This is a genomic window from Nannocystis sp. RBIL2, assembly GCF_026626745.1.
Classification (GTDB): Bacteria; Myxococcota_A; Polyangia; order Nannocystales; family Nannocystaceae; genus Nannocystis.
This window is the reverse complement of the sequence record NZ_JAPNJW010000002.1, coordinates 5,681,455-5,695,593: the sequence shown is the minus strand read 5'-3', so window position 1 is coordinate 5,695,593 and position 14,139 is coordinate 5,681,455. Positions and strand designations below refer to the sequence as shown.

At 72.9% G+C, this 14,139-nt stretch carries 12 protein-coding genes; 9 read left to right on the top strand and 3 right to left on the bottom strand.

Features of this window, described 5'->3' with window-relative positions; all coding sequences use genetic code 11:
* The first annotated feature begins 91 nt into the window (after positions 1-91).
* The 6 genes from OV090_RS47395 to OV090_RS47370 all read left to right on the top strand — a co-directional run bounded on the left by OV090_RS47395 (position 92) and on the right by OV090_RS47370 (position 5,929).
* The gene (locus tag OV090_RS47395; protein ID WP_267711696.1) at positions 92-1,018 is read left to right on the top strand and encodes an ATP-binding protein; all 927 of its coding nucleotides are present in this window, start codon (positions 92-94) and stop codon (positions 1,016-1,018) included.
* Positions 1,015-2,376, top strand: coding sequence for a sigma-54 dependent transcriptional regulator (locus tag OV090_RS47390; protein WP_267711695.1), 1,362 nt, complete (start codon positions 1,015-1,017; stop codon positions 2,374-2,376). Before OV090_RS47395 ends, OV090_RS47390 begins: the two co-directional genes overlap by 4 nt.
* Positions 2,377-2,760: 384 nt before the next feature.
* A complete protein-coding gene (locus OV090_RS47385) occupies positions 2,761-3,084 on the top strand; it encodes a hypothetical protein (RefSeq protein WP_267711694.1) in 324 nt (107 codons plus the stop codon).
* A gap of 283 nt (positions 3,085-3,367) precedes the next feature.
* Positions 3,368-4,057, top strand: coding sequence for a hypothetical protein (locus OV090_RS47380; RefSeq protein ID WP_267711693.1), 690 nt, complete (start codon positions 3,368-3,370; stop codon positions 4,055-4,057).
* A 35-nt stretch (positions 4,058-4,092) separates the two neighbouring features.
* On the top strand, positions 4,093-5,040 hold the full coding sequence (locus OV090_RS47375) for a hypothetical protein (RefSeq protein WP_267711692.1): 948 nt from the start codon (positions 4,093-4,095) through the stop codon (positions 5,038-5,040).
* 214 nt (positions 5,041-5,254) lie between these two features.
* A complete protein-coding gene (locus tag OV090_RS47370; RefSeq protein ID WP_267711691.1) occupies positions 5,255-5,929 on the top strand; it encodes a hypothetical protein in 675 nt (224 codons plus the stop codon).
* Positions 5,930-5,931: 2 nt separating this feature from the next.
* Here the strand turns inward: OV090_RS47370 and OV090_RS47365 are convergent, their stop codons facing one another.
* Complete coding sequence (locus OV090_RS47365) at positions 5,932-6,645, bottom strand: sulfite exporter TauE/SafE family protein (protein ID WP_267711690.1); 714 nt, start codon at positions 6,643-6,645, stop codon at positions 5,932-5,934.
* 83 nt (positions 6,646-6,728) lie between these two features.
* Here OV090_RS47365 and OV090_RS47360 point away from each other — a divergent pair, with 83 nt between their 5' ends.
* Positions 6,729-7,577, top strand: coding sequence for a LysR substrate-binding domain-containing protein (locus OV090_RS47360; RefSeq protein ID WP_267711689.1), 849 nt, complete (start codon positions 6,729-6,731; stop codon positions 7,575-7,577).
* Between the two features lie 346 nt (positions 7,578-7,923).
* Positions 7,924-11,082 carry a carboxypeptidase regulatory-like domain-containing protein gene (locus OV090_RS47355; RefSeq protein WP_267711688.1) on the top strand — a complete coding sequence of 1,053 codons (3,159 nt, stop codon included), beginning with the start codon at positions 7,924-7,926 and terminating at the stop codon, positions 11,080-11,082.
* A gap of 80 nt (positions 11,083-11,162) precedes the next feature.
* Here OV090_RS47355 and OV090_RS47350 read toward each other — a convergent pair whose 3' ends face one another.
* Both OV090_RS47350 and OV090_RS47345 read right to left on the bottom strand, forming a co-directional pair.
* Complete coding sequence (locus tag OV090_RS47350; protein ID WP_267711687.1) at positions 11,163-11,525, bottom strand: GFA family protein; 363 nt, start codon at positions 11,523-11,525, stop codon at positions 11,163-11,165.
* A 121-nt stretch (positions 11,526-11,646) separates the two neighbouring features.
* Positions 11,647-13,755 carry a VCBS repeat-containing protein gene (locus OV090_RS47345; RefSeq protein WP_267711686.1) on the bottom strand — a complete coding sequence of 703 codons (2,109 nt, stop codon included), beginning with the start codon at positions 13,753-13,755 and terminating at the stop codon, positions 11,647-11,649.
* Here OV090_RS47345 and OV090_RS47340 point away from each other — a divergent pair.
* Positions 13,733-14,089, top strand: coding sequence for a hypothetical protein (locus OV090_RS47340; RefSeq protein WP_267711685.1), 357 nt, complete (start codon positions 13,733-13,735; stop codon positions 14,087-14,089). The genes OV090_RS47345 and OV090_RS47340 overlap by 23 nt on opposite strands.
* The last annotated feature ends 50 nt before the right edge of the window (positions 14,090-14,139 follow it).

Genomic DNA, 14,139 nt, shown 5'->3' with positions numbered 1-14,139 from the left:
GTGCTCTTGCCGACTCGTGACCCTGCGACCGCGTCTCGCCTATAGTCGTCTCCGCGCCCTCGCGCTCGCCCCGACCGGAGACGAATCCTTCGTGCCTTCAGCGCCGCCCTCGCCACCGTCCTCGCGCCGCGCCTGGCTCGGGGCAGTCCTCGGGTTCGGCGCCGGCCTGTTCGACTTCCTCCTCTTGCGGCTCGCCGGGGTCGACGTCTCCCTGGTCGTCGTCGGCTTCTTCGCGGTCACCTTCGCCGGCTTCGGCTACGCGATCGCCCTCCTGCTCGACGCGCGCGACCGGCTCAAGGCCAGCGCCGCCGCGCTCGAGGCCAGCCACCGCCGCGAGGCCCACAGCGAGAAGCTGGCGGCGATCGGTCGCCTCGCCGCCGGCGTCGCCCACGAGGTGCGCAACCCGCTCGGCGTGATCCGCTCCTCCGCGTCGCTTGTCCTCGAGGACATGCCCGAAGGGACAGACAATCACCAGGCCGCGCGCTTCATCGTCGAGGAGGTCGACCGCCTCAACGCGGTCGTCACCGCGCTGCTGGACTACGCGCGGCCGCTGGCGCCGCGGCGCGAGCCGGTCGACCTGGCCGGGCTCGTGACCGCGGTCGAGCCGCTGGTGCGCGACGCGTTGCGACCGAAGCGCGGGCGGCTCGACGCCGCGGAGGGCGACGGCCCGGCGCTGCGCGGCGACCCGGACCTGCTGGCGCAGCTGGTCTACGGCCTGGCGCTGAACGCCGCGCAGGCGATCGACGACGGCGGGCGCATCGAGCTGCAGGTGCGCCGGCGCGGGCCGACGGTCGAGCTGCTGGTGCGCGACGACGGCCCCGGCGTGGCGCCCGAGCACGCGGCGCGGCTGTTCGAGCCGTTCTTCACCACCAAGAAGACCGGCACCGGCCTCGGCCTCGCCACCGCCGCGCGGATCGCCGAGGCCCACGGCGGCGCGCTCGAGCTGGTCCCGGGCGGCGGCCTCGGGCCCGAGGGCCGCGGCGCCTGCTTCTGCGTGCGCCTGCCGGAGGCCGCGTGAGCGCCGCGCAGATCGCGGTCGTCGACGACGAGCCGCGCATGGCCGAGGTCCTCGCCATGCTGCTGCGTCGCGACGGCCACAAGGTCGACGTGTTCCCCGGCGCCGAGCCGTTCCTGCGCGCGCTCGCCGAGCAGTCGTACGACCTCCTGCTCACCGATTTGATGATGCCCGGCGTCGACGGCCGCGAGCTGCTGCGGCGCGCGCGAGCTGTCTCTCCGGACATGCCGGTGGTCCTCGTCACCGCGCACGCCAGCGTGCCGACGGCGGTCGCGGCGATCCGCGACGGCGCGTTCGACTTCGTCGAGAAGCCGTTCGACAACGACGCCTGCCGCGCGCTGGTCCACCGCGCCCTGCAGGTCCGCGCGCTCACCCGCGAGAACCGACGCCTGCGCGCCGCCCTGCAGCGGGCCGGCTCGCCCGACATCATCACCCACAGCCCGGCCATGCGCGAGGTGCTCGACCTCGCGGCCCGGGCCGCCCGCAGCCGCGCCACCGCGCTCGTCACCGGCGAGAGCGGCACCGGCAAGGAGCTGGTGGCGCGCACGATCCACGATCACAGCGACCGCGCCCTCGGCCCGTTCGTCGCGGTCAACTGCAAGGCCTTCGCCGCCGGCGTGCTGGAGAGCGAGCTGTTCGGCCACGAGAAGGGCGCCTACACCGGGGCCGCGGGCGCGCGCGCCGGCGTGTTCGAGCGGGCCGGCGGCGGCACCCTGTTCCTCGACGAGATCGGCGAGGTCGACGTCGACTTCCAGGCCAAGCTGCTGCGCGCGCTGCAGACCCGCGAGGTGCTGCCGGTCGGCGGCACCAAGGCGAGGCCGGTCGACGTCCGGATCGTCGCCGCCACCAACCGCGACCTGCGGGCCGAGTGCGCCGCCGGCCGCTTCCGCGAGGACCTGTACTTCCGCCTGGCGGTGATCCCGATCCGCCTGCCGCCGCTGCGCGAGCGCCCCGAGGACGTGCTGCCGCTGGCCAACCACTTCCTGGTCCGCTTCGCCGCCGAGCTGGGGCGCGAGTTCGTCGGCTTCCACCCGACCGTCGAGACATGGCTCAAGGGACATCCGTGGCCCGGCAACGTGCGCGAGCTCGAGAACCTGGTCGAGCGGGCCGCCGTGCTCGCGCGCGGCGAGGTCATCACCCGCGACGACCTGCTGCTCGAGGCCGACGCGCCGCCGCCCGCCAGCGCCGACCCCGACGACGCGCTGCCGCTGCAGGCCCACCTCGACCGCGCGGCGGCCCGGCGGATCCGCCTGGCCCTCGCGCGCGCGCAGGGCCGCCGCAACGACGCCGCCGCCGAGCTCGGGGTCGAGCGCACCACGCTCTACCGCCTCATCAAGAAGTTCGGCCTCGACGACGATTGACGCGGCAGCGACGCGAGCGCCGCTCGGGCGGCTCGTTTCGCCGGCAGCGATCGATGGCGCCGTCGATGGGTCTCGAGCCCGCTCGCTCGAGTCGCCGCTCGGCCCGCAGACGCGAGCGCATCGGGCCGCTGCGATCGGGTCGCCCGCTCGGCCGGCACGACGTTCGCGGGCCGAGTCGCTCGGTCGCTCGGTCGGCCGCCAGGACGGCGTGGGCATCGCCGGCTCGCTTCGGATTCGCTGCCGCATGCGCCGGCGGTCCCCGCGAGCGGGCCGGCCCGCGAGGAAGGACGCGACGGCCAGCGACGAGGCCGCTCCGGTGATGGGCGCAGCCTGCTCGACAGCGGCGGCGGTCGATTCACACTCTGCGGCGAATCGAGGGATGCCATGTCGATGATCGTCGCGCTGCTCTACACCCAGACGATGCTGCTCGCCGCGCCGGCGGAGGCGACGCCGGCGCCCGGCGACGGCGACGCGGAGCTGCGCATGCGCGAGGGCTGGTGCGCATCCCCGTCGTACCATGGCCCGTGGTACTGCCTCGCGCGCTGCACCGGGTCCACCGAGTTCTACGTCGCCGACGCCAACCCGATCGTCCTGTCCGGCGATTGGGACGCCATGCAGGCCGACTGCTATTTAAAAGCGGTGGATTTCTGCACCACCGCCTTCACTCAATACCTCGATCGGTCGTGCCTCGGCGGCGCCGTCGAATGAGCGGTGCGGGGCCGAAAGGCCGCGCTGAGGCAATTTCGGGGTGAACGACGCTCGCTCACGCCGGCTGAGTCCGGCGCGATTCGTCGCCACGGCGTTCGCTGAACGAGGTGACGCTTTCCATCATCGACGCATTCGTCGTTCGTACTCCGTCCCGGTGCGAATGCGGTGAGTCGCCGAATCGGCGCGCAGCGGCGCGCGGGGCGATAACTCCCGTTGATCGCGGCACTCTCGTTTGAAAGCATCCGGACCGCCGCAGTTTGGCGCGGCCGGAAGGAATCGCTCGATGCCGTCACTCAACCAATTCGCGTACGTCCCGGGGTCCACCAATTATCAGTTCGGGTACAACAACTCGATCCCCAACATCCCGATCGCGGGAGCGCCCGCCGACGCCAACCTGGCCCGCTGGTCGATGCTGCACGACAACGCGGCCTACCGCCTGTACTGCTTCAAGAGCAGCAGCCGCGACACGATCTACCAGTTCAGCTTCAACGGCTCGAGCTACGCCTTCGGTCACAACTCGATCCCCGAGCTGCGGCTCGAGGGCTTCCCCGCCGACGTCGACCCCAGCAGCTTCGCGATGCTGCACGACGGCGCCGACTATCGCCTGTACATGCGTCGGCTCGGCTACCGCCAGACGCTGTACCAGGCCGCCTGGGTGCCGGGCACCAACGTCTACCGCTTCGGCCACAATTCGCTCCCGCAGATCCCCGTCATCGAGTTCCCGAGCGACACCGATTGGTCGCGCTGGACCATGCTGCACGACGGCGCCAACTACCGGTTTTACGCGTTCAAGCTCGGCAGCAACACCCAGTTCTACCAGGGCGCCTTCAACCGGGCCAACAACACCTACCAGTTCGGCTTCGACTCGATCCGCGAGCTGACCCTGGTCGGCACCCCGTCCGGCAGCGACACCGGCAGCTGCGCCATGCTGCACGACAACAGCGCCTATCGCTTCTACTTCCAGACCCGCTAAAAGCCGCGGTCCGGCGTGCTACCCTCGGCGCCGGCATGGACGACCTCGACGCTTACGGCCGCGACTACGTCCCGCAGGCGGCCGCGAGCGTCGCCGACCACGCGATCCGCAGCGGCGACCGCTACGTCGGTCAGCGCGACCTGCTGCGGGCGATCGCGGTCGCCGACTCCGGCGCCGAGGCCGACGTGCAGCTCGGGGTCGACCCCGGCACCTTTTATTGCGCCGACCAACTGGCCAACCTGATCGCGCTGGCCGGCGAGCCGGCGTTCGCCGGCGTGCTCACCGGCTTCATCCACGTGCCGCCCGACCGCAGCACCGGCGCGCTCGCGGCCGCGGCGACGCACCTGCTGCCGCGCAGCGACAACCTGCAGCAGTGCGCGCGGGTGGTCGCCGCCGCGGCGCGTGAGCTGTCCGAAGGGACATCTTGTCCCACGGTCGTCCTCACCGCGTTCGGTCCGTTCGCCGGCGTGGTCGACAATCCGACCGCCGCGTTCGTCGCCGACCCGGCGAACCTCGACAGGGCGGTGCGTCTGGCCGTCCCGGGCCTGGTGCCGGCCTCGCGCGTGCCGCTCGCCGCGGGCGCGCTGCACCGCTACGTGGGCGACGGCCGCGAATTGGCGCTGGCCACCGCGGTGCTGCCGCTGGCGGCCACCTCGGCCGACGCGCTGGCCGGCCGCTACTTCGACCCGGACACCACCGCCGACAACTTCCGCCGCGCGCTGACCGAGATCGCCGCGGTGCAGCCGCCGCGGGCGATCGTCAGCCTGGGCGTCGACAGCGGCCAGGTGCTGCGCCCGGCCCGCCCGGCCTTCCGCGTCGAGACGCAGACCCGCGGCTTCCACGGAGCCACCCGCGGCCGCACCGCGAGCGACGCGTTCCAGCGCCACCTCGAGCTGGCCCGCCTGTTCCTGCGGGCGCGAGCGCGGGGCGACGGACCGCTGCGCTTCCGGCCGGACCTCGCGGCCGCTCCATCGCCTGTCTGAATGAGCATGGCGTAAAATACATGGCTCAAGAGACATATGTGATGCAGGCGATGTCGGCCCGAGGGTCGCGTGGCGACATCGAACGGCCAGTCCGTGCCGTACGCGGTCACACGAGCGGCAGCGCTTGCGGCTCGTCCAGAGGACGTGTATTCGGGTATCTCGAGTGACGGACGTGCGCGGCACAGGGCGACGGCGATCGAGCACCGCGAGGACGATGCGCGCCGGCCTGGTCGGCTTGCTCGCATGGTTCGCTTGCCAGGCTCCGGTGGAGCCCGCGCCGGCGCCGAACCAGCCGGAGGTCGCCGCGCCGCCGGTCGGGGAGGCGCCCCGGGTGCCTGCCGAGAGACCGGCGAAGCCCGCGGTTCGCCTCGTGGGCTTCGAGCGCGCCAAGTACGAGTACAAGGGCGTGGTGCTGGACATCGTCGCGGTGAACGAGACGTCGGCGCCAGCGTGGGTGGTGCTCCGGATCTTCGAGAGCTCGCCCGCGGCCACTGCCGGAGAGGTGGACCGACGCCGCCGCGTGTCGGTGCGCCCGGGGACGATCGACACGGGGGATTCCACGCCGCAGCTCTTGATCTGCGGTGGCGGTCGCTGTGACGCGGCGTTCCACCTGGAACCAGGACAACAGGTGTCGCTGGCGAACTTCACCTACCAAACCCTCCAGAAGACCCGCCAGCCGCGGCTCTCGGTGGAGCTGTGGCGACTGTCGGCGCTGCGCTTCGACGGCCTGCCCGCGGAGAGGTGGATGGCGAGAGCCGCGATGTCCGACGGCAAGCCAGCCGACGTCGCGGCGGTCGAGCTGGAACTCGCCGAGCGATCGATCTTCGCCGTGCAGTTCCCCGAGCCAGGAGCGACCGACTGGTCCGACGCGGTCCAGGCGCGTCCCTGAGCTCAAGCCAGGCCGACGAGCGCCAGCGCGACGCAGGCGAACAGCACCCCGAGCTCGATGCGGGCGCCCGCGCGGGCCGACAGGCGCTTGCGGAAGCAGCCGCCCGCGAGGTTGCCGGCGAGGATCGCCACGGCCAGCACGGCCGAGGGCACCATCGTCTCGCCGGTGACGAGGCCGCCGAGGCCGTAGGCGGCGATCCGGCCGACGTGCATGGCGACGGCGGCGGCGGCGGCCGTGGCGACGTAGGCGGCCCCGGTCAGGCCGGCCGACTGCAGGACCGCGCCGAGGGCCAGGCCGGCGCCGCCGGTGGTGGCCGCCATCGCGCCGATGGCCGCGCCCGCGGGCACCAGCGCGGCCGCGGGCGGACGCGGCAGCCACCAGCCGAGCGCGCGCGCCAGGGCCAGGGCGGAGGTCAGCACCAGCAGCAGCTGCAGCACGGCCGTCGGCATGGCGACCACCAGCAGCCCGCCGAGCGCGCTACCCGGCAGGGCGCCGAGCGCGAAAGGCACGGCGATCCGCCGGTCCACCTCGTCGCGGCCGACGGCCAGGCGATGCAGGTTGCCGATCAGCAGCGCCGGTGACGACAGCGCCAGCGCCTCCGCCGGGCTCATCCGCAGCGACAGCGCGAGAATCAGAAAAACCCCGCCGCCGAGCCCGGCGACGGTGGTCAGCCAGCCCGCGACCCAGCCCAGCACCAGAAGCAGCCCAATCTCCACGTCGCGACCTCCTGGGCCTGGTGTAGTGCCCAGACCACCATTCGCCCAATCGAATCTTCGGAAGGCTGCTATAGAAGATGCTGATGGTCGACGAGCTCCGCCACTTCCTGCTCATCATCGAGCTCGGCACCTTCACGGAGGCCGCGCGGCGGGCGCATCTGTCCCAGCCGGCGCTCACCGCGTCGATTCAGCGGCTCGAGGGCGCCTTCGGGGCCCGGCTGCTCGACCGCGGGCCCGGCGGGGCGACGCCGACGGCCGCCGGCACCGCGCTGGTGACCCGAGCGCGGGCGGTGCTGGCGGCGCTCGACGACGCGAAGCGGGCGGTGGCGGAGATCGAAGGCCTGCACGCCGGCGAGGTGCGGGTCGGCGCGGGGGCGACCGCGTGCACGTACCTGCTGCCGCCGACTCTGGCGCTGTACCGCGCCGAGCACCCGGGCGTGCGCTTCTTGCTGCGCGAGGCCAACACCGACGAGGTGCTCGACGCGCTCCACCGCGGCGACCTCGACCTCGGCGTGATCACCACCGACCGCGGCGAGCCGTGGTTCGTCGACGAGCTGATCCTGGTCGCCGCGCCCGAGCTGCCCGACCCGACGCACGCGCCGTTCGTGACGTTCGCCCGCGGCACCACCTCGCGGGAGCTGCTCGAGCGCCACTTCCCGTCAGCGGAGATCGTGATGGAGCTGGGCAGCATCGCCTCGGTCAAGGGCAACGTGCGCGCAGGCATCGGCGTCGCGCTGATCAGCCGCGCCTCGGCCCGCCACGACCTGTCGCACGGCCGATTGATAGAAGTGCCCGACCCGCGGACCCCGATCGCCCGCCCGCTGCACCTGGTCCACCGCGGCATCGACCGCCTGCCACCCGCCGCCGCCCGCCTGCGCGAGCTGCTGCTGGCCCACCCGCCCGACCGCCCGCCCGTGCGGCGCGCGAGTTGAGCGGCGTCCGGCGAGTCGCGGGACGTCGGGCGAACTCCCGTCGGTCGGCGTGATCGCTGCGAGCGGAGCGGCGCCAGGCCAAGCGCGGGATGGCGTGCAGGTGCGGCTGGCGAAGCGGCAGCGGGCTCGCGTCCTTGCAGCGCGACGCAGGTCAGAGCTCGCTGCGAAAGGTCGCGGCCCGTGAGCGCCGGAGCGGTGAACTCGATCCGGATCTCGACTCCCGGGACCTGGCGTTTCGCCGGGGCGACCGCGGCCGGCCGTCGACGTGACATGGCTCGAAGGACATGTTTTCAAAGACATGCGATGGGGGCTTGCGCCCGGGCCTTCGCTGGTCGAGACTGGCCCCGTGTCGCGCAGGTTCCTGGCAGGCGTCGCGGTCGCGCTGGTGTTGTTGGCGGTCGCAGTGTGGACATTGCTCGCGCGGCCCGGGCCGGAGGAGGCGAAGGCCGAGCCGACGGTCGACCGGGCGACGCGGGCCGCTGCCATCACCCAGGAGCGCGCGGCGGCGCGGGCACGCGGCGAGGTCGACGTCTCGCCGTGTTCGGCCGCGGGGCGGGTCTACGACGCCAAGAGCGGGCGCGGCCTCGCGGGCGCGGTGGTCATGCTGCGGCCGAAGGGCCTCGGCGCCCCGGTCGAGTTCGGCGATATCGGCGCGCCGATCACCGTGCGCACCGACGTCTCGGGCGACTGGTCGGTGCCGCTGGTGCGGCCCGGGCACTACATCCTCAGCGCCTCCGCCGACGGCTACTTGCCGTATGTCCGCAAGGACCTGTCGCTTCAGGCAGGTACGCCGCACACCGGCCTCGACGCCGCGCTGGTCGCCGGCGGCCACGTGCTGCGCGGCACGGTGAGCGACATCGGCGGCGGGCCGGTCGAGGGCGCGATCGTCAGCGTCGACCGCCAGGGCGAGGGCAACCTGATCCAGTTCAGCCGCGCCTCGTTCCCGGCGGTCAGCGACGGCGAGGGTCGGTTCGCGGTGCAGGTCGACGACGGCCTGTATCAGGTCACCGCCTGGCACGCCGACTACACCGGCGACAGCGAGAGCGTCGACGTGGCCGGCGGTCCGCGATCGGTCGAACTGCGGCTGGTGCCCGCGGCCACGGTCGAGGGCACGGTGCGCGCCGATCCGGGCGACGCGCCGGTCGAGGGTGCGATCGTCAGCGTCGGCGAGTTCGGCGGGTTCGGCGGCGCCCCGGCGATCAGCGACGCGCGCGGCCGGTTCCGCCTCGGCGGCATGGCCTCGGGCGCGCACAAGCTGTGGGCGGCGGCGGCCGGGCACGCCTCGCGCGAGCCGACGAAGATCGAGCTGGGGGTCGGCGAGTCGCTCACGGGGGTCGAGGTCCGCGTCGAGCGGGCGTTCAAGATCTCCGGCTTTGTCGCCGCCAAGGACGACCCGCGCAAGGCGCTCGACGGCGTCATGGTCGGCGCGCTGGCGCTGAGCCCGTTCGCGCTGCGCCCGGCCACCGGCCCGAGCGCGGTCGACGGTTACTTCGAGGTGCTCGGCGTCCGGCCGGGCACGTACATGCTCGGCTCGGTGGCCGAGCAGGCGCTGCCGGAGATCCTCGGCGGCCCGTCGGTCACCGTGGCCGACGCCGACGTCACCGGGGTGCTGGTCGAGCTCGACCGCGGGGTCGAGGTGCGCGGGCGGGTCGAGCCGCCGGCGATGGCGGCGGTGTCGCTGACCCTGGCCGACGACGAGCCCGGCTTCATGACCTTCCTCGCCAACCTCGGCAACGTGCTCGTGCGCGGGCGCGCCGACGCCAGCGGCGAGTTCACGCTGCGCCCGGTCAAGCCGGGTCCGCTGCGCCTGGTCGCCGAGGCGCCCGACGGCAGCCGCGGGCAGCTCGACGTCGAGGTCGGCGCCGACGGCCTGAAAGGCGCGGTGGTGGTGCTCGAGCCGCGCGCGACGGTCACCGGCCGGGTGGTCGACGCCCGTGGCGCCGCGGTCAAGGGCGGCAGCGTGCAGCTGCTGCCGGTCGCGCCGAAGCAGAGCGGCATGGCGATGTCGTTCGACATGGACCGCCGCGACCGCTCCCCGATCGCCGAGGACGGCACCTACGCCGCGCGCGGCCTCGACGGCGGCGAGTACGAGGTGCGGGTGCTCGACCGCGCGGGCAACGTGATCCGCTGGGATGTCCCTTCGGACAGGTCCTACGAACCTGTCCGCAAGACCATCTCGGCGGGGGTCGTCACCCCGGGCGTCGACCTGGTGGTGGAGCTGCGCGACGGCGTGCTGCGCGGGGTGGTGCTCGGCCCCGACGGGGCGCCGACGCCCGACGCGTGGATCACCGCGACGCCGGAGCAGCGCGACGCGGCCGAGAGCCTGTTCCACCGGCCCGAGGCCGCCCATTCGGGCGAGAAGGTCGGGCTCGTGCCCGAGCCGCCCAAGGATCCCCAGGCGAAGGCGTCCCCGGGGTTTCAGGGGCGCAGCGAGCCGGCGCTGTCGGGCGAGGACGGCCGCTTCGAGTTCACCGGCCTGGCCCGCCGGAGCTACACCCTGCGCGCCGAGGCCCTCCGCGGCGGCGCGCGCGTCGAGGTGTCCGGCCTGTCCCCGGGGACAGACGTGCGCCTACAGGTGGTCCCGCTGGCGGAGCTGACGGTCACCGCGCGCGCCGGCGGCGAGCCGGTGCCGCGGTGGGAGCTGCACGTCACGCACAAGAAGCCGGACGGCGGCACCAGCACCAACCGCGAGGTCGGCGACAGCGCGACCGGCAGCCAGCGCCTCGACCACCTCGACCCCGGCGCCTACGAGCTCATCGCAGTGGCCGACGCCGGCCGCGTCGAACACTCGCTCGAGCTGAAGCCGGGCGAGCGCGCGGCGATCACCCTCGACCTGCAGCCGTGGGCCCGCCTGCGCGGCGTCCTCCTCGACTCGCGCAGCGGCCAGCCGCTGGCGGGGATGTCGGTGATGACCTTCGGCAAGGGCGAGCGCACCGGCAACCTCATCGGCAGCCTGTTCGGCAAGGGCCCGCGCACCGACGCCACCGGCCGCTTCGAGCTGGCCAGCGTCAGCCCCGGCACCGGCGAGCTGCACTTCGTCGACGGTGACCTGTCCGACGTCGGCATCATCGCCCGGGCCGACTACTCGGTCGCCGCCGGCGTCGAGGCCGACCTCGGCACGATCTACGGGGTGTCGACCGGCAAGGTCGCCCAGGCCGAGCGCGGCGAGCTCGGCCTGCGCACGCGCCTGGCGACCGAGATCGGGCGGCCGCGTCCGCTCGGCGAGCAGCCGGCGCCGCTGAAGGAGAAGGAGGATCCGCGGGCGCCGAAGCGGCTGTGGATCGAGGCGGTCACGATCGACGGCCCGGCCGACAAGGCGGGCGTGCAGCCCGGCGACGAGGTGGTCGGCGTCGACGGGCTGGCGGTGTCCGCCACCAACTCCGAGAGCGCGGCCCGCCTGCTGGCGCCCGCGAGCGTCCGCCGCGGCCAGAGCGTGACGCTCGAGCTGGCCCGCGCCGGCGGGCGCGAGACGGTGACGCTGGAGGCGGGAGAGCGGCGGCGCTGAGGCATGTCCCTTGGGGCATGTCTTTCAAGACATTCCCGTTCGGGAATGCTCTCGGGGACATGTCTCGACGGACAGGAGCATCAGGCGCTCTTGCCGTCGTACTTGTTGACGCTGAGCTTGTCGAGGTCGACGTCGTCGAGGCAGCGGACGTTGATGGCGACCATCTCGGTGCCGTCAGGGCCGACGCCGTGGGCGAACGAGCGGATCCCGCAGGTGTTGCAGAACAGGTGGTGGATGGTCTTGCTGGCGAACTGGTAGTCGGTCAGGCCGTCGTCGCCGGCGGTCAGGCGAAACTCGCTCTTGGGCACGAACGTCAGCAGGACGCCGGTCTTGCCGCAGATGCTGCAGTTGCAGGCGAGGACGGGCTGGTCGAGGTCGGCGTTGACCTCGTAGCGGACCTTGCCGCAGTGGCATCCGCCGGAGTGCTTGGTGGCTTGGGTCATGGCGCGCTTATACCCCTGACGCGCGCTCCTGACACGCCCGCTGCCGTGGATCGCCGCGCAAAGTCCGCGCCGTCCTCATCCCCACGGTTCAGGACGCTCGCCGCCGGCGCGGCGCGCCGGGTCACTCGGAGACGTTGAGCCAGACGCCCACGTGGGACCGCTTCTGCTGCATCCGCCGCGAGATGATGACGTCGAGCAGGTCGTCGTGGTCGAGGTCGCCTGACGTGAACCAGCCGGCGAAGCTGAACGGGTAGGACACCGCCTCGCCGAAGGTACCGTCGCCGAGGCCGAGGCGGGCGAGGACGAACGCGTTGCCGCGGGTGTGCAGCAGATCGAGGCGGCCGTCGTTGTTGAAGTCGGCGGCGAGCACCTGGCTCTCGAAGGGGAAGTAGATCTGCGGCGATTCGATGGCCTGGCCGAACGTGCCGTCGCCGTTGCCAGGGAGCACCACGAGGTCGGCGGTCGCGGGGTCGTTGTCGAAGGTCGCGCGCAGGAGGTCGAGGGTGCCGTCGCCGTCGAAGTCGTCCGGGATGGCGCGCCATACGGTGGCGGGGCTGGGCAGCTTGGTAGTCGATGGATCGAACGTGCCGTCGCCGTGGTTCCAGAACAGCTCGATCTGCTTCAATTCGTAGTGGCCCCCGACCACGTCGAGGTCGCCGTCCTGGTCGAGATCGGCGAGGGCGAGGGTGTAGGGGCCGTCGCCGTCGGCCGGCAGGGTCGGGTCGGGGGCGAGCGCGCCGGTCCCGTCGTTGCGCAGGATGTTGAGCCCTGCGAGGCCGGTGCTGACGACGTCGAGATCGCCGTCGCCGTCGATGTCGGCGATCTCCGGCCACACCATGTGCGGGACAGTCGCCACCGGCGGGTCGACGAAGTTGCCGGCGCCGTCGCCGAGGCGCACGCGAATCGCGACGCTCAGGCCCTCCTCCGCGCAAGTGACGAGATCGAGGTGACCGTCGGCGTCCATGTCGGCGACGCGGACGTACCTCAGCGCTCCGGTCTCCTGAATCAGCGACAGCGGCGCCCCGAATTCGCCCGCGCCGTCGCCGGGGAACACCGCGATGTCCTCGGAGCTCACGTAGCCGACGACGAGGTCGAGGTCGCCGTCCTCGTTAAAGTCGCCGACTGCGCTCTGGTACGGCTGGACGCCCGCGCGCACCGCGGGCGCGGCGAAGAAGGTGCCGTCGCCGAGGCTGACCGCGACCGCCAGGCCGGTGCAACCCAGCACGATGTCGTCGCGCGCGTCGTCGTCGAAGCGGCCGGCGGTGAGGTCCGTGCAGGCCTGGGCGGTCGTATAGGTGCGCGGCGGATCGGCGAAGGTGCCGTCGCCGTGGCCGCTGCGGACGTACAGCAGGAAGTCCTCGTCGCTCGCGTGGGCGAGGTCGATCTTGCCGTCGCCGTCCCAGTCGCCGAGCGCGGCGCCGGAGCCGAACTCGCCCGCGTCGTAGCGCGACGCGGCGGCGAACGTCGCGTCGGGCCCGCCGAGCATGATCGACACCCCGTCATGGTCGACGACGACGACGTCGACGCGGCCGTCGCCGTCGACGTCGCCGATCGTGTGGTCGTCGAGGTTGCCGAACGGGACGCCGTTCATCGCCGGCACCTGGACCGGGTCGAGGAGCGTGAAGGTGCCGTCGCCCTGGGACAGGCCGACCTGCACGTGGTGCTTGCTGCCGCCGTTGGTGTGGACGATGAGCAGGTCGGCGAGCGCGTCGCCGTCGAGATCGGTCGCCGACAGCAGCGGCCGACCCAGCAAGGGGACGTCCGGCTGCTCCGTGAAGTTGCCGAGGCCGTCGTTGAGGTGGACGAAGATCTTGTCGTAGTTGCCCGTGCCGAGCAGGTCGAGGTCGCCGTCGCCGTCGATGTCGGCGAGCACCGGCCGGAGCCACGGGTCGACCGCAGTGCGCTCGACGGGGGGCTGGAAGCTGCCGTCGCCGTTGCCGCGCAGCAGCCACAGGTCGCCGTCGGTCCGGGTGGTCAGGATGTCGACGAGGTCGTCGCCGTCGACGTCGCCCAGCGCCGCGACGTGCGGGTTGGCGGTCGGATGCTCGGCCGCGATCTCGAACGAGCCGTCGGGCTGGGCGAAGGCGACCGCGACCCGATCGTCCTGGGCGGTGGTTGTCACGATGTCGATGCGTCCATCGGCGTCGAGATCGCGGTACGCGGCGCGGTAGGGCTTGTTCAGGCCGAGGCTGTACTCGGGGATCGCCTTGAAGCGCAGCGACCCGGGCATCGGCACATCACCGGTCGTCGTGTCGTCGCTCGTGGTCGAGCCGGTCGTCGACGTCGTCGTCGTCGCGCTCGTCGTGGGGTCCGTCGGGCTCACGGGCCCGGTGGTGGTGCCGCTGTCCGTCTGGGTCCCGCTGCCCGCGGTGGTCGAGGTGCTGGTGGACGCAGCGGTGGCGCCGTCGCTCGTGGTCGGCGGCAGGGCGCCGCCGGTGGTCGTCGCGCCGGTCATCATCGCGGTGTCGCTGGCACCGGTGGACCTGTCGTCACCACAGCCGGCGAGCAATCCGAAGACTGCGATTCGTATCGGGCCGAGGGAAATCCAGGGAGACGACGGATAGCGTGACAAGCCGCGAATGTACCACCACGGCCCGCTCGCGTGCCACGGTCC